The organism is Pantoea eucrina (assembly GCF_020079945.1).
Taxonomy (GTDB): Bacteria; Pseudomonadota; Gammaproteobacteria; order Enterobacterales; family Enterobacteriaceae; genus Pantoea; species Pantoea eucrina.
On sequence record NZ_CP083448.1, the window covers coordinates 2,752,948 to 2,779,186 of the forward strand.

Annotated in this window: 11 protein-coding genes; 7 read left to right on the forward strand and 4 right to left on the reverse strand. The window is 58.9% G+C overall.

Features of this window, described 5'->3' with window-relative positions:
• Nucleotides 1-47 precede the first annotated feature (47 nt).
• The gene (locus LAC65_RS13095; RefSeq protein WP_224144787.1) at nucleotides 48-14,594 is read right to left on the reverse strand and encodes an Ig-like domain-containing protein; all 14,547 of its coding nucleotides are present in this window, start codon (nucleotides 14,592-14,594) and stop codon (nucleotides 48-50) included.
• Nucleotides 14,595-14,898: 304 nt separating this feature from the next.
• Nucleotides 14,899-15,132, reverse strand: coding sequence for a hypothetical protein (locus LAC65_RS13100; protein ID WP_263433189.1), 234 nt, complete (start codon nucleotides 15,130-15,132; stop codon nucleotides 14,899-14,901).
• Nucleotides 15,133-15,262: 130 nt separating this feature from the next.
• Here LAC65_RS13100 and LAC65_RS13105 point away from each other — a divergent pair.
• Nucleotides 15,263-15,960 (forward strand): IS1 family transposase gene (locus tag LAC65_RS13105; RefSeq protein ID WP_223429336.1). Its coding sequence is split into 2 segments (ribosomal slippage): nucleotides 15,263-15,512 and nucleotides 15,512-15,960, totalling 699 coding nucleotides; the frame shifts between segments, so codons are not numbered across the junction.
• Here LAC65_RS13105 and LAC65_RS13110 read toward each other — a convergent pair.
• Both LAC65_RS13110 and speA read right to left on the reverse strand, forming a co-directional pair.
• A complete protein-coding gene (locus tag LAC65_RS13110; protein WP_052246442.1) occupies nucleotides 15,954-16,364 on the reverse strand; it encodes a hypothetical protein in 411 nt (136 codons plus the stop codon). The genes LAC65_RS13105 and LAC65_RS13110 overlap by 7 nt on opposite strands.
• Nucleotides 16,365-17,029: 665 nt before the next feature.
• Nucleotides 17,030-19,009, reverse strand: coding sequence for a biosynthetic arginine decarboxylase (speA, locus tag LAC65_RS13115; RefSeq protein WP_039380074.1), 1,980 nt, complete (start codon nucleotides 19,007-19,009; stop codon nucleotides 17,030-17,032).
• 785 nt (nucleotides 19,010-19,794) lie between these two features.
• Here speA and metK point away from each other — a divergent pair.
• From metK to gshB, 6 genes are all read left to right on the forward strand, one after another.
• Nucleotides 19,795-20,946 (forward strand): methionine adenosyltransferase, encoded by a 1,152-nt coding sequence (gene metK / locus LAC65_RS13120; RefSeq protein WP_039380075.1) that lies wholly within the window; start codon nucleotides 19,795-19,797, stop codon nucleotides 20,944-20,946.
• A gap of 612 nt (nucleotides 20,947-21,558) precedes the next feature.
• Entirely contained in the window at nucleotides 21,559-22,953 is a 1,395-nt protein-coding gene (locus LAC65_RS13125) for a sugar porter family MFS transporter (protein WP_039380077.1), read from the forward strand.
• A 98-nt stretch (nucleotides 22,954-23,051) separates the two neighbouring features.
• Nucleotides 23,052-23,564 carry a SprT family zinc-dependent metalloprotease gene (locus LAC65_RS13130; protein WP_144380317.1) on the forward strand — a complete coding sequence of 171 codons (513 nt, stop codon included), beginning with the start codon at nucleotides 23,052-23,054 and terminating at the stop codon, nucleotides 23,562-23,564.
• A 79-nt stretch (nucleotides 23,565-23,643) separates the two neighbouring features.
• The gene (gene endA, locus LAC65_RS13135) at nucleotides 23,644-24,348 is read left to right on the forward strand and encodes a deoxyribonuclease I (RefSeq protein ID WP_039380079.1); all 705 of its coding nucleotides are present in this window, start codon (nucleotides 23,644-23,646) and stop codon (nucleotides 24,346-24,348) included.
• A 74-nt stretch (nucleotides 24,349-24,422) separates the two neighbouring features.
• A complete protein-coding gene (gene rsmE / locus LAC65_RS13140) occupies nucleotides 24,423-25,154 on the forward strand; it encodes a 16S rRNA (uracil(1498)-N(3))-methyltransferase (RefSeq protein ID WP_039380081.1) in 732 nt (243 codons plus the stop codon).
• Between the two features lie 96 nt (nucleotides 25,155-25,250).
• Nucleotides 25,251-26,195, forward strand: coding sequence for a glutathione synthase (gene gshB / locus LAC65_RS13145; protein ID WP_039380084.1), 945 nt, complete (start codon nucleotides 25,251-25,253; stop codon nucleotides 26,193-26,195).
• Nucleotides 26,196-26,239: the final 44 nt, after the last annotated feature.

Below are 26,239 nucleotides of genomic sequence, written 5' to 3' on the forward strand. Positions count from 1 at the left end.
GAAAGGGCACCTCCTGTGCCCGTGATGCTTCCCTGCGTCACACACCACTATGCCGTGTGGTTTTGGTGCGGTTGCTGCAGCAGCTCCTCCAGTGACACGTTAACGCCTTCCAGCGTGATCAGCTGCGTAGTGCTGTAGCCCGTCCCGCTACCGTCACGATCGATTGAAAGCACGGTGCTGCCATCAGAAGTATGGTCCACTTTCACGAAATCATTAATATTACTTGTGGAATCATTCCAGCCGATCAGCAGTTCACTGATATCAATCTTGTCTCCCTGGGCGACGTTAAAGTCGGTCCAGGTGTCGTGGCCGTTGCCGCCGGTGGCGTCAGCGCGATCCAGCAGATGGTAAACCAGCGTATCTGCGCCGGCGCCAGCGGTGATGGTGTCATCGTAGGCGCTGCTGGTCAGCGTATCGTTACCGCCGGTTCCGTTAATGGTCGGGTGCAGCTCAATGGTGAAGCTGTGGCTGGTCAGGGTGCCGTCCCGGCCCGCCAGGGTGTAACTGAATACTTCCTTATGCGTAATGTTCTGGACGTTAACATCCGCATTGAGTGAGTAGGTGTAGCTTCCGCTGGCGCTGACCTGCAGCACGCCGAACTCACCGGCTACCTGCGTCATACCGGCCGCTCCCACCGTGGTTTCTGCCCCCAGAGCATTAGTGATAGTTAAGGTTCCGCTGTGCGTGCCGGCGCTGTCAGCCCAGATGCTGCCGCTCGCGTCATGCTCAGCGCTGCTGCTTTCCGCCAGCAGACTGGTGGCGGCAAACAGCGTGGCCGCCGGGCCGTTATGCAGCGTTACCGTCAGCGTGGCGGAGGTTACCGTGCCGCTGGCGTCCCGCACTGAATAGGTAAAGGTATCCGTCGCCGGCAGCGTGTCGATATTCAGTCCCGCTTTCAGCGCATAGGTATAGTTGCCTCGCGCATCCAGGGTCAGCGTACCGTAGCTGCTGTTGATCACCGTATTACCCGTGCCAGCAACCGTTGCGCCGCCCGCCGTTGTAACCGCCACACCGGCCGGTACCGTACCGGCTATCGAACTGGTGTCGTTCGCCAGCAGATTACCGGTGACGGTGGCCGCCGTGGTCACCGCCAGCGTGGTGTAGTCTGACACCGTGCTCACGGTAGTGGTGGGCAGTACGCTGAGGTTGGTATTCGCGCCGACCACTACCGCGTAGTTACCGGTACTCAGATTGCTGTAGGTGACGTTACCGCCGCGAATCGTTCCGATTGAGAGCAGAGAGCTGATGTAGTTGCTCTGCGAACTCACCAGCTGCCAGGAGCCGTTACTCAGCTGCGTGTAGAGGTTTAGCGAGTAGTTAGCCGCCACGCCGATACTGTTTACTGAGCCGTAGAGCGTTACCGTGCGGAAATCGTCCTGACCCACATTGAAGATATAGGCGTTACCGTTATTGAGCACGCTGGCGCCCAGTAGCGAGCCGACCCCCAGGGTAAGCAGCGCCGTGTGCGAAGAGTTCACGGTGCCGTTATTGATGGTGGCCTGCGTGGTGCCGTAATCAACCTCGCTAACATCGTTGGTCGCCACAACGCGGATGGCTCCCAGCAGCGACGCCGATGGCGAAACGTTGCCCGCTCTGTCGCTCTGCGTCACCGAGAGCGTGGCACCGGTAGTCTGCGCAGTGCTCAGCGCCACTGACCAGCTGCCGCCGCTGCCCACCGTGGTGGTGCCGAGCGTGACGCCGCTGGCGTCGCGGACCGTCACCGTTGCGCCGACCTCGCCGCTGCCGGTGACGCTGGTGCCAGCGCTGTTGATCAGCAATCCGGATACCGCCGCCGGTGGAACCGTGTCAACGGTGATGGTGGTCGCTACGTTGGTGCTGCTGACGTTACCTGCCGGATCAGTCACCGTGGTGCTCAGGGTATGCGCCCCGTTGCTCAGCGCCGCGGTGGTAAAGCTCCAGCTGCCGCCCGTACCCACCGTGACGGAACCCAGTGCGGTCGTGCCGTCAAAAATGGTCACCAGCGCGCCCGCTTCTGCCGTACCGCTCAGCGTCGGCGTGGTATCGCGCGTAAAGGCACCGCTGGTCAGCGTTACCGGCGCGCTGCCCGCATCATCCGTAATGGTGAGCGTGCTGGCCACCGGCGCTACGGTGTCAACCCGCAGCGTGACCGAAGCCTGCGGGCTGACGTTACCCGCCGCGTCGGTCTGCGTCACGTTGAGCGTATGGGGGCCATTACCCAGCGCTGGCGTGATGAAGCTCCAGCTGCCGCTGCCGCCGACGGTCGCAGTTCCCAGTAGCGTAGTGCCGTCGTAAACGCTGACGCGTGCACCCGCCTCGCCCGATCCGCTCAGCAGCGGCGTGCTGTCATTGGTCACGCCGTTGTTGGGGATAGCGATCGCCGTACTGCCATTGTTATTAGCCAGGGTCAGGCCGGTTACGGCAACCGGCACCGTGGTGTCGATAATCGCCGTCGAACTGATGCTGCTGCTGACGTTACCCGCGGCATCAGTGGCGGTGATGCTGAAGGTGTGCGATCCCTCGGAGAGGGCTGTTCCCGGCGTGAAGCTCCAGCTGCCGCTGCTGCTGGCGGTCACCGACCCCAGGACAGTGGTGCCGTCGCGCACAATCACCAGACTGTTTGCCTCGGCCGTGCCGCTCAGGGTTGGCGTGCTGTCGCGCGTCGCGCCGCCATTTACCACCGTGGTGTTGTTAATGTCGTTGGTGACCACCAGCGTTGGCGCAGCGGGGGCCACGGTATCAACGGTAATCGACACCGCCGGCGTCGCCGGGCTGACGTTGCCCGCGGCGTCACGTACCGTCGTGCTCAGCGAATGCACGCCGTTGCTCAGCGCAGCTGGCGTAAAGCTCCATGCGCCGTCGCTGCCTGCCACCACCGATCCCAGCACCGTGCTGCCGTCATACACCGTGACGACCGCGCTCGCCTCCGCCGTCCCGCTCAGCGTTGGCGTCGCGTCATTGGTGACCGCGCCATTTGCCAGCGGTCCGGTCACCGGCGCCACATCGTCCGTGATCGTCAGGTTACTGACCGCTGCCGGCGCCACCGTATCCACCGTCAGCGTGATGCTGGCTGGCGGACTGACGTTTCCGGCGGCGTCGGTCTGGGTCACGTTCAGGGTGTGGCTGCCTTCACTCAGCACCGGGCTGACAAAGCTCCAGCTGCCGTTACTGCTGACAATCGCCGTGCCCAGCGCAACATTGCCGTCAAGGATAGTTACGCGTGCGCCCGCCTCACCGGATCCGGTCAGCAGCGGCGTGCTGTCACTGGTCACGCTATTATTGGGAATCGCGATCGCCGTACTGCCGTTGTTGTTGGCGGCAGCCAGACCGGTAACCGCACCTGGCGCAACGGTATCAATGATCGCCGTTGAGCTAACGCTGCTGCTGACGTTGCCTGCCGCATCGGTGGCGGTGATGCTGAAGGTATGCGATCCCTCAGCGAGCGCTGTAGCAGGGGTAAAGCTCCAGCTGCCGGTACCGCTGGCGGTGACTGAACCGAGTAGCGTGGTGCCGTCGCGGATAATCACCAGGCTATTGGCCTCGGCGCTGCCGCTCAGGGTTGGCGTGCTGTCGCCGCTTGCTGCGCCGTTCGCCACCGTGGTGTTCGCCACGTCGTTAGTCACGACCAGCGTTGGCGCAGCCGGCGCTACGGTGTCCACGGTGATTGCGACTGTGGGCGACGCCGCGCTGACGTTGCCTGCCGCATCACGCACCGTGACGCTCAGCGCATGCGGACCATTATTCAGCGCGGGCGACGTAAAGCTCCACGCGCCGCTGCCGTCGGCCACAGCGGAACCCAGTACTGCAGTGCCGTCATAGACGGTGACCACGCCCCCTGCCTCTGCCGTACCGCTCAGCACCGGCGTGGTGTCGTTGGTCACGGCGCCGTTAGTCAGAGGACCGGTGTTCGGCGCGGCGTCATCGGTGACCACCAGATTGCTTACTGCGGCTGGCGGAGTGGTATCGACCGTCAGCGTCAGCGTCGCATTCGGGCTGACGTTACCGGCCGCATCGCTGGCGGTAACGTTAAAGGTGTGTGCCCCCTCTGCCAGCGCCGGCGTGACAAAACTCCACGCGCCGCCGCTGCCCGCCGTTACCGATCCGAGAACGGTGTCGCCGTCGCGGATCGTCACCACGCTGCCCGCCTCTGCCGTGCCCCTGAGCAGCGGAGTGGCATCGCTGGTGGTGCCGCCGGCGGCAATTGCCACCAGCGCGCTGCCGTTGTTGTTAGCCGCGTTCAGGCCGCTCACGGCGACCGGCGCCACGCTATCCACAATCAGCGTGGTGCTGGTCGCGCCGCTGACGTTGCCCGCCACATCGGTGGCGGTGACGCTCAGGGTATGCAGTCCCTGGTTCAGCGTAGTGCTGACATAGCTCCAGCGTCCTTCCGCATCAGCGGTCACCGAGCCCAGCACCGCGTTACCGTCGCGTACCGTGACAATGGCGTTCGCTTCCGCCACGCCGCTTAAGGTCGGCGTCGCATCGCTGCTGTAGCCACCCGCCGGGATGGTTGCGCTGGTCACATCGTTGGTCACCACCAGCGTTGAGGTGGCTGGCGCAGTGGTATCCACTACTACGGTAAAGCTCACCGGATCGCTGCTGCTGCCCGCCGCATCGCGTACCGTGACGCTGAGCGGATGCGTACCTTCGCTCAGCGCGGCAGGGGTGAAGCTCCAGGCTCCGTCGCCGTTTGCCACCACCGATCCCAGCACCGTAGTGCCTTCACTGATCACCACCACGCTGTTTGCCGCGGCGCTGCCGGAGAGCGTTGGCGTGGTATCGTCAGTCGGCGTACCGCTGGTCAGCGGCCCCTGAATCGCGCCGGCGTTATCCGTTACCGTCAGTGCCGTGACCGGGGCAACCGCTGCGGTCAGCACCGTAAAGCTAATATCGCTCGCCGGGCTGACGTTGCCCGCCGCATCGGCGGCGCTCACGCTCAGCGTATGCGGACCATCCGCCAGCGCGGCGGTGGTAAAGCTCCATGCGCCGTTGGTGCCGGCGGTGACCGAGCCGAGCACGGTGGTGCCGTCACGCACGGTAACGATGCTGCCCGCCTCAGCGGTGCCGCTCAGCTGCGGCGTGTTGTCGCTGGTGGTGCTGCCAGCCGCGATAGTCAGCGGCGTGCTGCCGTTGTTATTGACCGCCGTCAGGCCGGAGATGGCCGCTGGCGCCACGGTATCCACCACCACCGTGGTGACGGCAGAGGCGATACCGGTATTACCGGCCACATCGGTGACGCGCACGCTCAGGGCGTGACTGCCCTCGCCCAGCGCGGCAGGGGTAAAGCTCCAGGCGCCCGCGCCGCTGGCGATAGCGGTACCGAGCAGCGTGGTGCCGTCATACACGCTGACCGTGGCGTTTGCCTCCGTGGTGCCGCTCAGCGCTGGCGTACTGTCGTTAATGGTTTCCCCGCTGGTGAGCGGCGTAGCTGAATCACCCGCGGTGACGTTCACCGTGCCGGCCACAGGGGCTACCGTATCGACCGTAATGTTCAGCGCGCCGGAGCGAGCGCTGACGTTGCCCGCCGCATCGGTCACCGTCACGCTGAGCGCGTGCGCGCCCTGGCTCAGCAGCGGCAGCGTGGTGCTCCATGCGCCGTCGCCGTCAGCAGTGACCGAAGCGATTACCGTATTGCCATCGTAGATGGTCACCAGCCCGCCCGCTTCCGCTGTGCCGCTGAGCTGTGGCGTACTGTCGTTAGTCACGCCGTTATCCGTTACCGGCACCGGCGTGGCACCGTTGTTATTGGCCGCCGCAAGATCGGTGACGACGTCGGGCACGACGGTATCGACAATGAAATTAATCACCGCTGACGGATCGCCAGGATTGCCGGTTTCATCCGTGCTGACTACAGAAATCGCGTGTGCGCCCTCATCCAGTACCGGATCTGGCGTATAGCTCCACTGTCCGTTCGCGTCTATCGGCAGAGTAGCCAGCACTGTACCGTTATCAGAAATGGTTACAGTGCCATTTGCCGGGCCCGTTCCCTGCAGGACCGGCGTGTTGTCACGGATAGCGGCCCCGTCTGTTACCGTTACCAGCGTGCTGCCGCTGTTATCGGTGATCTGCAGCGTGCTGTCGACCGGTGGCAGATCGGCTTCAATCGTCAGCGTAAAGGCGTCGGTAGCCGGGCTGACGTTACCCGCCGCATCGGTCACGGTAAACGTAAAGCTATGCTCGCGGTTTGACAGCGCAGCGTCTGGCGTAAAGCTCCAGCTGCCGTTTTCGTCAGCGGTGGCCGTTCCCAGCAGCACGTTGTCGTCATAGACCGTTATCGTGCTGCCCGCCTCCGCCGTGCCGCTGAAGGCCGGGAGATTATCATCAGTGATCGCGCCTGACGTCAGCGGACCTTCAGCGCCGCCGACGCTGTCGGTAACAAGCAGATCGTCAATTGCCTCCGGTGCCACCGTGTCGATAGTGATGGTAATCGGGCCGGTAACCGGGCCGGCGGTGCCCGCCGCGTTGCTGACCGAGACGCTGAAGGCATAGGTTGCATCGTCCAGCGCTGCGGATTCATAACGCCAGACGCCATTCTCACCCACGGTTGTGGTGCCAACGATGGCTCCATCCTGAATGATATTCACTACCGTGCCGGCGACGCCGGTTCCGCGCAGCACCGGCGTGCTGTCACTGGCGAAGCCGTTGTTCGCGACCAGCACCGGCGTGGTGCTGGCGTTGTTGTAGATATCAAAGCTCAGCACCGCGGCTGGCGTACTGGTATCGACCGTAAAGCTGACCGTCGACGCCACCTCGCTGACGTTGCCCGCTACATCGGTGGCGGTCACCGTCAGGGTGTGCGCCCCCTCAGCCAGCGCGCTGGTGTTGAGGCTCCAGGCCCCCTGAGGATCGGCGGTGGTTCTGCCAACCTCCTGCGCACCGTCATACACAATAATGGTCGCTCCTGCCTCTGCGGTACCGCTGATGAGCGGCGTCGCATCAGGAGTTACGCTGTTGCTATTGATGGTTACCGGCGTCGCTTGTATATCATTCTGCAGCAGCAGATCGCCTGCCGGCTGCGGCGCAGTGGCATCAATATTGATGGTCAGCGCACCGGACGGTGCGCTGACGTTGCCCACTTCATCGGTGACCGTGGCGCTCAGCGTGTGCTGGCCGTCGGTCAGTACCGGTGAGCTGAAGCTCCAGCTGCCGTCGCCGTCCGCCGTCACCGAGCCAATCACCACTCCGCCGTCATACAGCGTAATCAGGCTGTCGGGTTCCGCGGTGCCGCTCAGCAGTGGCGTATTGTCCGTGGTCAGCGCGCCGTTTGTCAGAGGCTGCGGTGTCGTACCGTTGTCGTTACTGACCACCAGCGATGTGGCATCCGGCAGCGTGGCGTCCACGGTAAAGGCGACAGGAGCAGAAGCCGGACCGGTGTTACCGGCCGTATCGGTCACCGTGGTGGTGAGGCTGTAGCTGCCATCGTCCAGCTGCGGCAGCTGATAGCTCCACTGTCCGTTACTGCCGGTGGTCACGCTGGCCAGTATTGCGGTTCCGTCCAGAATCGTTACCACGCTGCCCGGCTCTGCGGTGCCGCTGAGGAACGGCGTATTATCCGTGGTGATGCTGCCGCTGGCGATAGCCACCGGCGTGGTGCCGTCGTTGTTCGTCAGCGCGATGTTCGCTGCCACCGCCGGCGGCGTGGTATCAACGATCGCACTGAAAGTCACCGGTGCGCTGACGTTACCAAGCGTATCGGATGCCGTGGCGGTAAAGGTGTAGCTGCCGTCCGCCAGCGCGGTGGCAGGCGTAAAGCTCCAGCTTCCCTGTCCGTTTACCGTGGTGGAACCCAGCAGCGTACCGCTCTGATCGGTAAGGGTAATAATGCTGCCCGCATCCCCGCGACCGCTGAACAGCGGCGTGCCATCATTAGTGAGGCCCCCGTTGGGAACGGCTACCGGCGCAGTGCCGTTATCATTACTCAGCGTCAGCTGCGTAACGGCGGAAGGCGCCGTGGTGTCCACGGTAAAGGCGATCGGCGCACCCGGCGCGCTGCTGTTACCGGCAGCATCGGTGACCGTCACGCTCAGGCTGTGCGGGCCGTCGCTGAGGATCGGCGAGAAGCTCCAGTTACCCTGTGCATCGGTCGTGGTGGTACCGAGGATCAGATTGCCATCAGACACGACGATGGTGCTGCCAGGCTCTGCGCGACCGGAGAACTCAGGCGTGTTGTCACCGGTGGTGGAGCCGGATGTAATCGCCTGCGGCGTAGTGCCATTGTTGTTCACCAGCGCGATCTCAGTGGCCGCAGCCGGTGCGACCGTATCCACGGTAAAGGTGATTGTGGGCGAAGCGGGGCTGGTGTTCCCGGCTGCGTCGCTGACAACGGTGCTCAGGTTATGCTCGCCCTGCGTAAGCGCGCCGGTCGTGAACTGCCAGCTGCCGCTGCTGTTCACGGTAACCGAACCGATTTGCGTAGCGCCGTCATAGATCAGCACCACGCTGCCCGGCTCGGCTGAACCGATCAGCTGCGGCGTCGCGTCGTTGGTCACGTCACCGCTGTTGATCGGCACCAGCGTACTGCCTTCATTGTTGTTAACCAGCACGTTCTGCGCTGCTTCCGGTGCCTGCGTATCCACGTTAATCGTGGTTACGGCCGAGGCCGGACTGACGTTGCCCGCTGGCGTCGTCTCCGTAATGCTCAGCGCATAGCTGCCATCATCCAGGGCTGCGGGCGTATACTGCCAGCCGCCATCGCCACCGGCTACCACGCTGCCGATAGCCGTGCCGTCATTATAAATAGTGATGAGACTGCCGGCGGCGGCCGTACCGCTGAGCTGCGGCGTACTGTCGCTGGTGTAGCCGTTACTGGCAACCGGCACGCCTTCGCCGGAAGTGACGGAGAAAGCAGGTGCAGCCGGCACGCTGGTATCCACCGTCAGGGTCACAGAGTTGCCTGTAGCGCTGACGTTGCCTGCGGCGTCGGTCGCGGTGGCCCGTAAGGTATGTGCGCCATCGGTCAGGACCGTGTCGCTAAAGCGCCAGGCCCCGTCTGCGTCTGCCCGGACAGAGCCGATAGCGGCTGTTCCGTCATAGAGCGTTACCAGGCTACCCGCCTCAGCGCTGCCGCTCAGCACCGGTGTGGCGTCGTTGGTGACGCCGGTGATCGGTGCGTTATTGTCATCCCTCGCGGTCAGGTCGACTACGGCGCCAGGGGCTGTGGTATCGATGGTGAAGTTATATGCAGAGGAGGCCGCGCCGGTGTTACCGGCGGCGTCAGTCACTCGCGTGGTCAGGCTGTAATCGCCCTCAGCCAGCGGCGCATCCGGCGTAAAGCGCCAGCCGCCGTCACTGCCTGCAGTAACGCTGCCCAGTACTTCGCCGTTGTTATACACGGTCACGATGCTGCCCGCTTCCGCCGTGCCGCTTACCACCGGCAAGGTGGTATTAGTCGCACCGGCCTCATCGACAGGGCGCGCCACGCCGCCCGCCTCATTGCTGACCTGCAAAGCCTCTGCAGCTTCGGGTGCCGTCGTATCAATGGTGAAATTCAGCGGTGCCGATGGCGCGCTGACGTTACCCGCCGGATCGGTAACGGTAGTGGTCAGGCTGTAATCGCCCTCAGGCAGCGGTGCCTCTGGCGTGAAGCTCCAGTTGCCGTCTGTACCGGCGGTTACGCTGCCCAGTACCGTGTCGCCATCAGAAACGGTGATCAGCGCACCCGGTTCGGCGCTGCCGCTCAGCACCGGCGACGTCGTGTTGGTCACGCCGTTATCAACCGGCAATGGCGTTTCGCCGTCGTTGTTACTGAGCTGCAGCTCGCCTGCCGCCGCTGGCGGAATAGTATCAACGGTAAACACCAGCGCAGCAGAAGGCTCGCTGACGTTACCCGCCGGGCTGGTTACCGTAGCCGTCAGGCTGTGCTGACCTTCGCTGAGCGGCGACTCTGGCGTAAAGCGCCACGTGCCGCCGTCATCCACGACCACGCTGCCCAGCACCGTGGTGCCGTCAAGTACCGTTACCGTGCTGCCCGCAGCCGCCGTGCCGCTCAGCACCGGGGTGGTATCACTGGTAGTCCCGTTGGTGACCGTCACCAGCGTGCCGCTGCTGTCATTGCTCAGCACCAGGTCATCCGCCACAGGCGGCGGCGTGGTGTCAATCGTAAAGTTAAGCGGTTCAGACTCATCGCCGCGGTTACCCGCCGCATCCGTAACCGTAGTGGTCAGGCTGTGCGGTCCGGCTGCCAGCGGCGTTTCCGGCGTAAAGCGCCACGCTCCGGTGCCGTCAGCGCTGACGCTGCCCAGCAGCGTGCCGTTATCATAGACGCTGACCGTGCTGCCTGGCTCAGCGCTGCCGCTCAGCGCCGGCGAGGTGTCGTTAGTTACGCCGCCGGCGTTGATGGCGTTACCGTTTTGATCGTTACTCAGCTGCAGGCCGCCTGCCGCAACGGGCGGTGTAGTATCAATGGTCAGCACCAGCGGTGCAGAAGGCGCACTGCTGTTCCCTGCCGGTGAGGTGGTGACGGCCGTCAGGCTGTGCTCACCGTCTGCCAGCGGTTCGTCTGGGGCAAAACTCCAGCTTCCCCCCTCTCCCACGGTAACGGAGCCCAGTACCTCATCCCCATCTGAAATTGTCACCACGCTGCCTGCGGCCACGCCGCTGCCGCTCAGCAGCGGCGTGGCGTCATTCGTCAGACCGTTGTTAACCGGAACCGGCGCAGTACCTTCATCGTTAGCCGCCTGCAGAGCAGCGGGTGCCGCTGGCGCAGTCGTATCGATGGTAAACACCACTGCCGTGGACGCTGCCCCGCTGTTGCCAGCCGGATCGGTGACAACCGTGGTCAGGCTATGTTCACCCGGCTGCAGTACCGGTGAGGTAAAGCTCCAGCTGCCGTCGCTACCGGCGGTGGTGCTGCCCAGCACGTTACCGTTATCAGAAACGGTGACGGTACTGCCTGGCTCAGCGCTTCCGCTGAGTACCGGCTTAGTGCTGTTAGTGATGCCGGTGATTTCGTTACCGTTTTGCCCGTTGCTCAGCAGCAGATCGCTGGCGATCGCGGGTGCAGTAGTGTCGATCACCACGCTGACCGGGGCACTGGCCGGCCCGGTGTTGCCCGCCGTATCGGTTACGGTGGTGGTAAGCGCGTGCGCGCCTTCATCCAGCGGCTGCGGCGGCGTAAAGCTCCAGCTGCCGTCGCCGCCCGCCACGGTACTGCCCAGAACGTCGCCATTATCAGAAACGGTGATGATGCTGCCCGGCTCGGCGCTGCCGCTGAGGGTCGGCGTGGTTTCATTCGTGGCACCGCCCGCCGGCAGCGCGTTACCCTCCTGGTTGTTCAGCTGCAGACCGCTGGCGGCGGCCGGTGGCTGCGTGTCTACCGTTACCGCCACCGGTGCAGAAGCGGGGCCGGTATTGCCGGCCGCATCGGTGACCGTGCTGGTCAGCGCGTGTTCGCCATCGCTGAGCGGCGGCGTGGTATAGCTCCAGTTGCCCTGAGCATCCGTGGTGGCGGTGCCAAGCACCGTATCACCGTCGCGGACGGTCACCGTGGAGCCAGGCTCCGCGGTGCCGCTCAGCGTCGGCGTAGTGAGATTGGTGCTGCTGCCTGGCGTAACCGGATCGCCATTTTCATTGCTGAGCTGAACGCCGGACGGCGCGGCGGGCACGCTGGTATCGATGGTGATATTGATAACCGATGAGGAGGTCTCCGCCCCCGCTGCGCTGGTGGCAACCGCCCGGAACGCATAGGGGCCGTCGGCTAACGCGGCAGGCGTAAAGCGCCACTGGCCGTCACCGTCTGCGACGACGCTGCCCAGTAGCGTAGTACCGCTATAGAGTCTGACCACGTCGCCAGCGGTGGCGACGCCGCTCAGCACCGGGGTGTTATCGCCGGTGCTGTCATTATCTGCCAGCGTAACCAGCGTGCTGCCGCTGTCATCTGTTACCTCCAGTGAGCTGGTTGCCGGCACGCTGCCGGCATCAATCGCCAGCGTAAACGCCGGTGACGCCGGGCTGACGTTCCCTGCAGCGTCGGTCACGGTGGTGGTAATGTTATGCTGACCGTTGCTCAGCGCCGGCAGCGTCAGGCTCCAGCTGCCGTTGCTATCCACAACGACGCTGCCCAGCAGCACGTCGCCGTCATAAATGCGCACCACGCTGCCCGCTTCGGCCGTGCCGCTCAGCGTCGGCGTGTTGTCATCGGTGAGCTGGCCTGAAGTCAGCGGGCCGGTACTAGCGCCTGCGTTATCAGTGACCTGCAGATTGCTGACCGCCGCTGGTGCGACTGTATCTACGGTAAAATTCAGCGGCGCAGAGACGGGGCTGCTGTTGCCAGCCAGATCGGTCACGGTGGTGGTCAGGCTGTGGCTGCCCTCACCCAGCTGCGGCGTGGTAAAGCGCCAGCTGCCGTCGCTGTTGGTGGTCACGCTGCCCAGCACGGTGTCGCCATCACGAATCGTCACCAGCGCACCCGGTTCCGCCGTGCCGCTCAGCACCGGCCGGGCATCGTTAACGGTGCTCTCCGGCGCGATATTGACTACGGTGCTGCCGTCACTGCCGGTTAGCGTCAGCGCATCAGCCGCTGCCGGTGCCACGCTGTCGACGGTGATATTCAGCGGCGCGCTTTGCGTGACGTTGCCTGCGCCATCGGTAGTACGCAGGTAGAAACTGTGCAGCCCCTGGAACAGACCGCGCAGGGCAAACGACCACTGGCCGTTGCTATCGGCGACAACGCTGCCGATTTCAGTGTTTCCGTCAAAGAGTGTAATCAGGTTGCCCGGCGTGCTGACGCCGCTTAGCGTTAACTCCTCGCTGCGCGTGGTCGCGCCGTCGGTCAGCGGCTGCAGCGTATTATCACCGGTGCTTACCGCTTCCAGCGGCGTGGTCGCTGGCGGCAGATCCGCCTGGACGTTAAGCGTGAAAGGTGTGCTGGCCGGACCAATGTTACCGGCCGCGTCAGTGCTGATAACGGTGAAGCTGTGCGCGCCGTTGCTGAGCGCAGGGGTGGTAAACTGCCAGCTGCCGTTAACGTCAACCAGGGCCACACCAAGCAGTACGTCACCATCGTAGATGCTGACCGAGGCGCCCGGCTCCCCGCTGCCGCTCAGCACGGGCGTATTGTCATCAGTAGTGGCGTTTTGCGCCAGCTCAACCTGGCTGTCGCCCGCGTCGTCAAAGACCCGCAGATCGGTTATCGCCTCCGGAGCCGTGGTATCAACCGTCAGCTGCAGCGGAGCGGAAGCGGGGCCGGTATTGCCTGCCGCATCCGTCACGGTAGTAGTAAGAGTATGGCTGCCTTCACTCAGCACCGGGGTGGTAAAACTCCAGCGCCCGTCGCTGTCTGCGATAGCGCTGCCCAGTACCGTCGTGCCGTCACGTACGGTGATGACGCTGCCTGGTTCAGCGCTGCCGCTTAACACCGGCGTGGTATCACGGGTCACGCCATTCGTGGCAATTGGCGCGAGCGGGCCGCTGCTGTCGCTGCTGAGCAGCAGATCGCTGGCGACGGCTGGCGGCACCGTATCAATAGTAATGGTCAGCGTAACGGATGATGTGCTATTTCCGGCGGCATCGGTGGCTACCGCGCGGAAGGCGTAGCTGCCATCCGGCAGCGCTGCAGGCGTAAAACTCCACTGCCCGCTTGCGTCGGCAAGCGTGCTGCCAAGTACGGTAGTGCCGTTATAGAGCGTAACCAGCTCATTGGCGCCCGCCAGCCCGCTCAGGGTTGGGGTGGTGTCACGCGTGCTGGACCCGTCCGGCAGCGTACGCAGCGCAGGGCTGCTGTCATCGGTGATTTCCAGCGTGCTGCTGGTAGGTGCGATGCCGGCGGCGACATTGATCACGAATCCGCTGGTGGCGGGACTAACATTGCCTGCCGCATCGGTGACCGTCACGCTTAGCGTGTGGCTGCCGTTATTCAGTGCCGGTGTGGTAAAGCTCCAGCGCCCGTCTGCTCCCGCCGTGACGCTGCCAAGCAGAACGGAACCGTCATACACTTTAACCACGGCTCCCGCTTCCGCCGTACCGGTCAGCGTTGGCGTATTGTCATCGGTGGTTTGCCCGTTGAGTAACGGCCCCTGGCTGCTGCCGACATTGTCGCTGACCACGATATTTCCGGCCGGATCGGGTGCGGTGGTGTCGCCGTTACCAGGATTGCCGCCACCGTTGCCGGGATCGCCGCCGCCAGGATTGTTGCCTCCGTTACCGGGATTAGTGCCGCCGCCGGAATTACCCGTATCGTCATCGCCACCGCCACCGCCACCGCCGCCACCGCCGCCGGTCGCAAACAGCGCCCCGATACCGGCCAGAGCCGCGCCGCCAATACCGAATGCGGCAATCGTGCCGTTATCCGTTACGTTTTCTGCCAGCAGACCTTCAGTGCTGTCGATCGACACATACTGAAAGCCCTCTGTGCCGGGATCTTCAACCCACCAGAGCGCACCGCGATCGTCCTGCAGGACCAGATCGCTGTCGCCATTGGCGCTGTAAAAATCATGAATAACAAGTGTTTCACCTGATTTAGTGGTTACGACTAAATCATTACCATTGCGTGTGAAAGCCTTAATGTCAGCCTGATTCAGGTTAAGTTTAACCACACTGGGTGCGTTCAGCGTAACCTGAGTACCGCTCACTTCGTTAGCAATCGTCCCACCTTTGGGCGTGATAGAAATATTGTTCATGTTATCGGGATCCCGCGCAGATATAAGTTTATGAGCGTTACTGGCACGCCCGGTATCATCAGATACCGCTTGCTATCGCAAGTAATTCAGTGAATTACTTACATCCTTCATCGGCCGTTCTTATTCCGGTAAAAGAGTAAGAACAGCGCTGAACAGGTTTAATTGCGGATTCAGAAAGGACATCAGGCGTTATGCGGAATACAGAAGCGTGATTCAGAAGTGAATATAAGCGCAGCAGGCACGCTTACCTTTTCAGCTGAAATGACTTTCTGCGCAGACCATAATCGCAAAGCTGTGTGCTGAATTACGCAAATAAATCATCAAGATAAACACTCTGCCAGTGGTAACCCTGCATGCCATAAACGGGCTTATGCGCAAGCAGATCCACATAGTGCTGATTTTCAACCCCCTCAACAATGACGCCGCGGCATAATTGATTAAGGTGATTAAGCAGAATGTCAAAGGTGCGGTCTTCGCTGAATTGCCAGAAAAACGCTTTATCAATCTTGACGATCTCAAATATTCCGCTGTCAAGCATGGTCAGGCTTGAATAACCCGGACCAAAATTGTCTAGCCAGAGAGGAGCCGGCGTAATTTTCGCTACGCCTTTAAGGGTGATGCTGCCAACTTACTGATTTAGTGTATGATGGTGTTTTTGAGGTGCTCCCGTGGCTTCTGTTTCTATCAGCTGTCCCTCCTGTTCAGCTACTGACGGGGTGGTGCGTAACGGCAAAAGCACTGCCGGACATCAGCGCTATCTCTGCTCTCACTGCCGTAAAACATGGCAACTGCAGTTCACTTACACCGCTTCTCAACCCGGTACGCACCAGAAAATCATTGATATGGCCATGAATGGTGTTGGATGCCGGGCAACCGCCCGCATTATGGGCGTTGGCCTCAACACGATTTTACGTCACTTAAAAAACTCAGGCCGCAGTCGGTAACCTCGCGCATACAGCCGGGCAGTGATGTGATTGTCTGCGCTGAAATGGACGAACAGTGGGGCTACGTCGGTGCTAAATCACGTCAGCGCTGGCTGTTTTACGCGTATGACAGGATACGGAGGACGGTTGTGGCGCACGTCTTCGGTGAACGCACTCTGGCCACACTGGAGCGTCTTCTGAGCCTGCTGTCGGCCTTTGAGGTCGTGGTATGGATGACGGATGGCTGGCCGCTGTATGAATCCCGCCTGAAGGGAAAGCTGCACGTAATCAGCAAGCGTTACACTCAGCGAATTGAGCGGCATAACCTGAATCTGAGACAACATCTGGCAAGGCTGGGACGGAAGTCACTGTCGTTCTCAAAATCGGTGGAGCTGCATGACAAGGTCATCGGGCATTATCTGAACATAAAACACTATCAGTAAGTTGGAGTCATTACCCCTTTAAGGGTCAGCAGATCCTCACTATTAAAACGCGAGGTGAAAAATGCAGAGATTTCCAGCCGCAATAATGCAACAGACGCCAGTTTTTCCTGAATGACTTCGTCTGCAAATATGCCGGCAACAATATCTATGTCTACGTTTACGCTGATAACCTGGTTAAACCCCTGCTGACTAAGCTGAATAATATTTTCGACCTGGTGAAGGAATAGCTGCCATTTCTCATCGGCAGAAAGCAGAGAGAAAAAATGCTCTTCTCTGTCGGGATTGCGTTGTGTAGTTGTCGCTTTTTTTTCTTTAAAACGTGTCAGCAGCTCCCATGAAGTCACCTCTCCGGTCAGACTATGAACGGGTTCCAGCAAGAAAACCGGATTAAAACGCTCGGTCATGGCACCCTTCCTGAAGACGCTGCTGATAAGACTCTAAAGATCAGATTTATTCATGTTATCTGAAATCGAAACATCGACAAAAATTACTATAGCAACAGGAGATTAGCCTGCAATTTACATTTTGAAAAATAGTTTTCAGCTAAAAATGGCCCTGAAATGATAGCTAAAACCAATCATTTTCTGACAACCGTTCCGGTAATATTCTATAACTGGCACCTGTAAATAAGCCTGTTCTCTTGCACTGCACGAGCATCAGCGCCTCAATTAGCGTTATATTGCTGATTTTAAGTTAAATTAATGTTAAGGCGCAGCGTTATTAGCGTTTCACTTTAGCAATAACCGGCTATTTTTCAGGAAGTCTGGCGCCAGTAAATGCGCCAGATGCATCACGGCTAAAAACATCTCGTATTTATTAAAAACATAAATAAATTATGATTTAAAGATAAGCGAAACATAAAAAAATTTATCAATACATAAGAAAATGCAGAGCCAGAGCGAGCGATATCGGTAGAGGATATTGATTTTTAAGCCAAATTGATCGGACAGCAGCGGCAGAAGAAAACGAGGAAGTGGCGCTCGTATGAAATAGTGAATTACGTCACAAACCAGAAAAAATTTTACAGCAAAAAAAAAGGGCCCCGCAGGGCCCGATACGTTATTACTGATTATTCATCTTCAAGATAGGTATAACCATAAAGGCCGCTTTCAAACTCGGCAAGGAACTGCGATCGCAGCTCTTCATCTATATCCTGCTGTTGTTTCACCTGATCGCGGAATAGCGTCATCAGATCGTCCGGATTCAGCTGTACATATTCCAGCATGTCAGCGACGGTATCCCCTTCATCTGATAACTGCACTTCCACGCTGCCATCCTGGAAAGCAAACACATCTACTGCTTCGGTGTCACCAAATAGATTATGCATGTTGCCGAGGATCTCCTGATAAGCACCCACCATAAAGAAGCCCAGCATTGGCGGATTATCCACATCATATTCAGGCATCGGCATAGTGGTTGCGATCCCGTCACCGTCAACGTAATGGTCGATTGTCCCGTCGGAGTCACAGGTAATATCCAGCAGCACAGCGCGACGCTGCGGCATCTTGTTCAGACCTTCCAGCGGCATAACCGGGAAGAGCTGATCGATACCCCAGGCATCCGGCATCGACTGAAACAGAGAGAAGTTAACGTAGATTTTATCTGCCATACGCTCCTGCAGCTCATCGATAATCGGGCGGTGTGCACGATTGCTCGGATCCAGATGCTGCTGGATATAGTGACAAATGCTCAGATAGAGCTGTTCCGCCCACGCGCGCTGTCCCAGATCGTAGGTGCCGGATGAGTAACCGGTGTGGATATCAAACAGATCCATCTGGCTGTCATGCAGCCATTCACGCAGCGAACGGCGCACATTGGGCTCATGCATCTCCTGCCAGGTATCCCACAGGCTCTGAATCGGGCGCGGTGCATCCGTATCAGGTGCGACCGGCGTGCTGAATTCGTTACGCTCTACGCCGATGATGTTAGAGACCAGCACGGTATGGTGTGCTGTTACGGCGCGGCCTGACTCAGTGATCACCGTCGGATGTTCAAGACCATGCTCTTCGCAGGCGTCGCCAATCGCCCAGATAACGTTATTGGCATACTCATTCAGGCCATAGTTTACCGAGCAGTCAGACTGGGAGCGGGTGCCTTCATAGTCCACCCCCAGGCCGCCGCCGACGTCAAAGCATTTGATATTTACGCCAAGCTTTGCCAGCTCAACATAGAAGCGGGCAGATTCGCGTACGCCAGTCGCGATATCGCGGATATTCGCCATCTGCGAGCCGAGATGGAAGTGCAGCAGCTGCAGGCTGTCAAGCCGGCCAGCTTTGCGCATGATATCCACCAGCTGCAGCACCTGAGATGCCGCCAGGCCAAACTTCGATTTCTCACCACCGCTCGACTGCCACTTACCCGAGCCCTGCGAGGCCAGGCGCGCGCGGATGCCGAGACGCGGTACCACATTCAGACGCTCCGCCTCTTCCAGTACCAGACGGACCTCGGTCATTTTTTCCAGCACCAGGTAGACTTTATGGCCGAGCTTTTCACCGATCAGCGCCAGCCGGATATATTCACGATCTTTATAGCCATTACAGACGATAACGGTGCGCGTTTTGCCCGCGTGCGCCAGTACCGCCATCAGCTCTGCTTTTGAGCCCGCTTCAAGGCCCAGCGGTTCACCCGAGTTAACCAGCGATTCAATGACGCGCTTGTGCTGATTAACCTTGATCGGATAAACCAGGAAGTAGTCGCCTTTATAACCATAGGATTCGCGTGCGCGCTTGAACGCCGCGTTGATGGAGCGCAGGCGATGCTGCAGGATCTGCGGAAAACAGAACAGCGCCGGCAGACGCTGACCGTCAGCCTCGCGCTCTTTGACCAGCTTCGCCAGGTCAACCCGCACCTCAGGCCGATCGGGATCCGGACATACGCTGATATGGCCCAGCTCGTTTACGTCGTAATAGTTATTGCCCCACCAGGCGATGTTATAGGTGCGCAGCATACGGCTCGCTTCCTGATCGCTTATCGCCACCTCCTGCATTGAGCGGAGGACACCCTGTTCGCCAGCTGACGAACCCTTGATATTCTTCATGTCGTCAGACATCGCGAACCTCAGTTTTCTGTTGAAATAGTAGAGAGTTATCAGGTACTGCTGGTGCGTTTGCGGCTAAAAACTTATTCATGCTGCGTGTCCCGCCTCATCAGGTTACCCCGGGTGTTACTGCCAGTAAGTGTAAAACATCGTGCTGCAGTCAGTGGAAATCCAATCGGATTTGGCACGGCTGCGGGTATAAATCACGCGCGTGTGCTGGTGTCTGATTTCAGCCGCAGTTTAATGGCTATGCATGTCGTCATGATTGCGCGGCGGCAAACATCGACAGAAAGAACAGGAAGAGTGAACAGCAGAAAGAGAGGCCAGCGCGCAAAATATGCGCTGTGAACCAGAGAGCAGATGGGAACGGTTCATTACTTTACTCACCTCCAGCGCCTGCGGGCAGCATGCGGAAACGGAGCGGAAAAAAATCAGACACGGTATCTGATCGTGCAACGCCTGACGGCGTCCTGGCATCAATAGCGGCGTTTTATACCGCCAGCCGGGTAAAATTGCAAAATCTTTGTCCCCGCCCTGCGCGCGCTGTCAGCAAAAGCTTCCAGTAAGCCGCTTTTTGAAACAAACCGAATCAGAAAAAGCTCTGGTAAAATGCACATCGGGTAACCTAAAATAGCCGTCCAGATGGTTTTCCATCTAAACTGAATAAGTTCCAGGCGGTGTGAGCCTGGCGTGCTGACACTCCCTGCTGCTCGTGGCTTTGCCTGAAGGGGCGCTAAGCAGGTTTTTCACTGGCGCTATGCAGTCGAATTCAACCCATTTCTAAGGTAAAGAACAGAATGGCTAAACACCTTTTTACATCTGAGTCCGTATCAGAAGGACATCCTGATAAGATCGCTGACCAAATTTCCGATGCCGTGCTGGATGCCATCCTCGAACAGGATCCGAAAGCGCGCGTGGCCTGCGAAACTTACGTCAAAACCGGTATGGTACTGGTAGGCGGTGAAATCACCACCAGCGCCTGGGTCGATATTGAAGAGATCACCCGCAATACCGTACGTGAGATCGGCTATGTTCATTCTGATATGGGCTTTGATGCCAACTCCTGCGCCGTACTGAGCGCCATTGGCAAGCAGTCACCTGATATTAATCAGGGCGTAGATCGTACCGACCCGCTGGAGCAGGGTGCGGGCGATCAGGGTCTGATGTTTGGTTACGCAACTAACGAAACAGATGTGCTTATGCCTGCGCCGGTTACCTATGCGCACCGTCTGGTGCAGCGTCAGGCTGAAGTGCGTAAAAATGGCACGCTGTCCTGGCTGCGCCCGGACGCCAAAAGCCAGATCACCTTCCAGTATGATGGTGGCAAGATTGTTGGTATCGACGCTGTCGTGCTCTCAACCCAGCATTCAGAAGAGGTTTCTCAGACCGATCTGCGTGAAGCGGTGATGGAAGAGATCATTAAGCCGGTGCTGCCTGCTGAGTGGATCAACGCCAGCACTAAATACCATATCAATCCGACCGGTCGCTTTGTTATTGGCGGCCCGATGGGTGACTGTGGCCTGACCGGCCGTAAAATCATCGTTGATACCTACGGCGGCATGGCTCGTCACGGTGGCGGTGCTTTCTCCGGTAAAGATCCATCAAAAGTTGACCGCTCTGCAGCCTACGCCGCGCGCTATGTGGCAAAAAACATTGTTGCTGCCGGCCTGGCCGATCGCTGCGAGATTCAGGTTTCCTACGCTATCGGCGTGGCAGAGCCAACGTCGATCATGGTAGAAACCTTTGGCACTGAGAAAGTACCGACCGAACAGCTGACGCTGCTGGTTCGTGAATTCTTTGACCTGCGCCCTTACGGTCTGATTCAGATGATGGATCTGCTGAAACCTATCTATAAAGAGACCGCCGCCTACGGTCACTTTGGCCGCGAACACTTCCCGTGGGAGCAGACGGATAAAGCCGCCCTGCTGCGCGAAGCCGCTGGCCTGTAAGCGCAGAGTATTCTGTTTAATAGCCCGCTCTGTGCGGGCTTTTTTATGCCTGAACGTACCCCACCGCTCTGATTTCGTAACTCATCCGGACCAGGGGTGGGTCATGTGTAACCACAGGGGCGGCATTTATGCCGCCCTGGCTGCGTACATCATCTGAACCAGGGGCGCATTAATGCGCCCCCTGGGTGCCGTGCCGTTAATCGCCCTGCGTGCTTCCTGCCGGGTGAAATCCTGCGGCATAGCTGGCTTCAGGCTTTCCCGGGCATAAAATTTTTCACTGGCTACACTCTTATCACCGCTGTGATAACAAAGTGTTAACGATTACATTCTAAAACTCTTTTTTAATCTGTAATTTAGAGATTTTTCAGCGTAGTCATCACTCTGAAAATGCGTTATTTTCAGCGTCGTCTGATAGGCAATATTTAAAGCGATGTCAGAAACTTGAAGGGTGCTATACCTTACTGGCGAAGAGACTGTTCCGGGCAAAAAATGCTGGATTACAGGGTTTCGGCGTGTGTAAGCGGTTACATTCGTGTGATCGCGCTCACTTTTTATCGTGTACAGGTCTCTTAGCATTAATAAAAAACAAGACAAATAACTTTCGGAGGCTTTATGCCTGGTAATACTCACAAAAGCAGAACCTCAAACAAGGCGATGACCCTGTTTGTCTGCTTTCTGGCGGCGTTAGCCGGCCTGCTGTTCGGGCTGGATATCGGTGTCATCGCAGGTGCCCTGCCCTTTATCGCTAAAGATTTCAACGTTACTGCTCACCAGCAGGAGTGGATTGTCAGCTCGATGATGTTTGGCGCGGCGGTCGGTGCAATCGGCAGCGGCTGGATGTCATCACACCTGGGTCGTAAAAAGAGCCTGATGGCCGGCTCTGTGCTGTTTGTTATCGGTTCGCTGTGGTCAGCTATGGCGCCAAACCCGGAGATGCTGATTGCTACCCGCGTAGTACTGGGCCTGGCAGTTGGCGTGGCTTCTTATACTGCCCCGCTCTATCTCTCTGAAATTGCACCAGAGAAAATCCGCGGCAGTATGATTTCGCTCTATCAGCTGATGATCACCATCGGTATTCTGGGCGCCTACCTCTCTGATACCGCGTTCAGCGCATCCGGAGAGTGGCGCTGGATGCTGGGCGTGATCACTATCCCTGCGATTCTGCTGCTGGTTGGCGTCTTCTTCCTGCCAAACAGCCCGCGCTGGCTGGCTGCGAAAGGTAACTTCCGCGATGCGCAGCGCGTGCTGGATCGCCTGCGCGACACCAGCGAACAGGCAAAACGTGAGCTGGATGAGATCCGTGAGAGCCTGAAAGTAAAACAGTCTGGCTGGCAGCTGTTCCAGGGCAACAGCAACTTCCGTCGTGCGGTGTTCCTCGGCGTGCTGCTGCAGGTGATGCAGCAGTTCACCGGCATGAACGTCATTATGTATTACGCGCCGAAAATTTTTGAAATTGCCGGCTTCGCCAACACCACGCAGCAGATGTGGGGTACGGTGATTGTTGGTCTGGTCAACGTTCTGGCGACCTTTATCGCTATCGGTCTGGTCGATCGCTGGGGCCGTAAACCGACGCTGGTGCTGGGCTTTATGGTTATGGCGGCCGGTATGGGCGTTCTCGGCACTATGCTGCACCTGGGCATCCACTCTCAGGGCGCACAGTACTTCGCCGTGGCGATGCTGCTGATGTTTATCATCGGCTTTGCCATGTCAGCCGGCCCGCTGATTTGGGTGCTTTGCTCTGAAATTCAGCCGCTGAAAGGGCGCGATTTCGGGATTACCGTCTCGACCACCACGAACTGGATCGCCAACATGATCGTGGGCGCTACCTTCCTGACCATGCTGAACATGCTGGGCAACGCGCCGACCTTCTGGGTCTATGCCGGCCTGAACCTGTTCTTCATTGTGCTGACGCTGGTGCTGATCCCGGAGACCAAAAACGTCTCGCTGGAGCACATTGAGCGTAACCTGATGGCAGGTAAAAAACTGCGCGACATCGGTCAGCAGTAATGTTTTACTGAGTGACAAGGGCTGCCTGCGGGCGGCCCTTTTTTATGGGCGCGACTGCCCGCTGCCGCGCCAGCGCAGCGTATGGTATGCTGCCCGCCATGAAAACGACCCGCGTACCTGTCGCCTGTCAGCAGGCGGTCATGCGATCGCTGCGGCACTTTTTGCAGCTCGCCGCACAGCGCCTTGAATGCACCTTTGATGAACCCGCACTGCTCTACCAGCAGCGCGGCACTGCCGCAGGTACCGCCTGGCTGGAGAAGTGGGAGATCCGGCTGAATCCGGTGCTGCTGCAGGAGAATCTGCAGGCGTTCACCGACGAAGTGGTGCCGCATGAACTGGCGCACCTGCTGGTGTGGAAGCGCTTCGGGCGCGTTGCGCCGCACGGCAAAGAGTGGAAGTGGATGATGGAGACGGTGCTCGGCGTGCCGGCACGCCGTACTCATCAGTTTGCCCTGAACTCGGTGCGCATCAACACCTTCACCTATCGCTGCAGCTGTCAGCAGCATCAGCTGACCGTGCGCCGGCATAATCGCGTGCTGCGCGGAGAAAGTGAATATCGCTGCGTTCGCTGTGGTTCACTGCTGCAGCCCGGCGAATTCAGCAGCATATAGCGCGCTAATCCCATTTCCCCGCTCCGGTCATTCTGCTACCCTGCCGCCCTTTTTTGGGTATCGGGTAAATTTCTGGAATATGTCTCGCAAAACGCTGTTACTTCTTCCTCTGCTGCTGGCACCGCTTAGCGCGTACAGCCTCAGCTTCTCTTCGTTTCATCAGAATAATTTTCGCCAGGCAAAAGTGGTTGCATCGCAAATCAACGCGGATGCGCCCGATTTCTACTGCGGCTGCACGATCAGCTGGCAGGGAAAAAAAGGCGTGCCCGATCTTAAAAGCTGCGGCTATAGCGTACGAAAAAATGCCAACCGCGCCGGGCGCATTGAATGGGAACATGTGGTTCCGGCGTGGGAATTTGGCCATCAGCGCCAGTGCTGGCAGGAGGGAGGGCGAAAAAACTGCGCCAAAGATCCGGTCTATCGCCGTATAGAGAGCGATCTGCATAATCTTCAGCCCGCTATCGGCGAGGTTAACGGCGATCGAAACAATTTCCAGTACAGCCAGTGGAACGGCGGCGAGCAGCCTTACGGGCAGTGCGCGATGAAAGTGGACTTCAAACAGAAGCTGGCTGAACCGCCGGCCCGCGCGCGCGGCGCCATTGCACGCACCTACTTTTACATGCGCGATCGCTATCAGCTGCGCCTCTCCCGCCAGCAGACTCAGCTGTTCAGCGCCTGGGATAAGCTCTATCCGGTCAGCGTCTGGGAGTGCGAGCGCGACAGCCGTATTGCTCAGGTGCAGGGAAATCACAACCCGTATGTACAGCGCGCTTGCCAGCGCTAAAAGCGCTACCCTAAACTAGCTTATTATTTTTGCGCCGCATCACGGGATGCGGCAATAACGCTGGCAGGAACCGCATGCGTATACCCCGCATTTATCACCCCGAACCGCTCTCTGTTGACAGTGAAATCTTTCTTGAAGATGACGCGGCTAACCACGTTGGCCGCGTGCTGCGCATGGGCGCCGGGCAGATGCTTGAACTGTTTGATGGCACTAATCTGACTTTTAACGCCGAAATCACCCAGGCGGATAAAAAGCGTGTAAAAGTAAGGGTTCTTAGCGGTCAGCCTGATGACCGGGAATCCCCCTTGCATTTACATCTGGGTCAGGTGATGTCGCGTGGTGAAAAAATGGAATTCACCATCCAGAAATCGATAGAGCTGGGCGTAAACGTGATTACGCCCTTGTTTTCTGAGCGCTGCGGCGTGAAGCTGGATGCAGAAAGGCTGGCAAAGAAGATCCAGCAGTGGCAGAAGATTGCTATCGCCGCCTGCGAGCAGTGTGGCCGCAACCGCGTACCGCTGATTCGTGACGCGATGACGCTGGAAGCCTGGTGTGCCGAAGCTGATGAGGGCATCAGGCTGAATCTTCATCCACGCGCCAGCCACAGCATCAACACCCTGCCGCAACCGGTTGAGCGGGTGCGGCTGCTGATTGGCCCTGAAGGGGGATTATCTGCTGAGGAGATCGCCATGACGGCGCAGCAGGGCTTTACGGATATATTACTGGGGCCGCGCGTGCTGCGCACGGAAACCACTGCCCTCACCGCTATAACGGCACTTCAGGTGAGGTTTGGCGATCTCGGTTAAGGGATAATTCGGGCCGTAAAAGAGACGCAGACTACTACACAGCACGACGCTTTCGCATGGAAGGACGTCGCTGATATCCCCTCTGAGGAGAGAATAATGATTAAGCTTGGCATTGTGATGGACCCGATTTCGTCTATCAATATTAAAAAAGACACCAGCTTCGCCATGTTGCTGGAGGCACAGCGTCGTGGCTACGAAATTCATTACATGGAGATGGGCGACCTCTCTCTGCGCGGCGGCGTGACCTACGCCCGTACGCGTCTGCTGAGCGTGGAGCAGAATGCTTCGCAGTGGTATGAGTTTGGCAGCGAGCAGACTATCCCGCTGGCCGATCTCAACGTTGTGCTGATGCGTAAAGATCCACCTTTTGACACCGAGTTTATTTACGCGACCTATCTGCTGGAGCGGGCTGAGGAGCAGGGTACGCTGATTGTGAACAAACCGCAGAGCCTGCGCGATTGTAACGAAAAGCTCTATACTGCATGGTTTGCAGATCTGACGCCGGATACGCTGGTCACGCGTAATAAAGAGCAGCTGCGCGCTTTCTGGCAGGAACATGGTGATGTCATTCTGAAGCCGCTTGACGGTATGGGTGGCGCATCCATTTTCCGCGTTAAGCAGGATGACGCAAACTTTGGCGTGATCACAGAAACCCTGACCAATCACGGCCAGTTCTTCTGCATGGCGCAAAATTATCTGCCGGCGATTAAAGAGGGCGATAAGCGCGTCCTGGTCGTCGATGGCGAGCCGGTACCTTACTGCCTGGCGCGTATTCCACAGGGCGGCGAAACGCGCGGCAACCTTGCAGCCGGTGGTCGCGGCGAAGCGCGCCCGCTTTCTGACAGCGACTGGGAAATTGCACGACGTGTCGGTCCCACGCTGAAAGCGAAGGGGCTGATTTTTGTTGGCCTGGATATCATCGGTGATAAACTTACTGAAGTGAATGTCACCAGCCCAACCTGCGTACGGGAAATTGAAGCGGCGTTCCCGATTTCAGTTACCGGAATGCTGATGGACGCGATCGAAAAACGTCTGGGCTGAGGACGCAGCCGGAGTGCAAACTCCCTAACCCCTTTGATACCGGC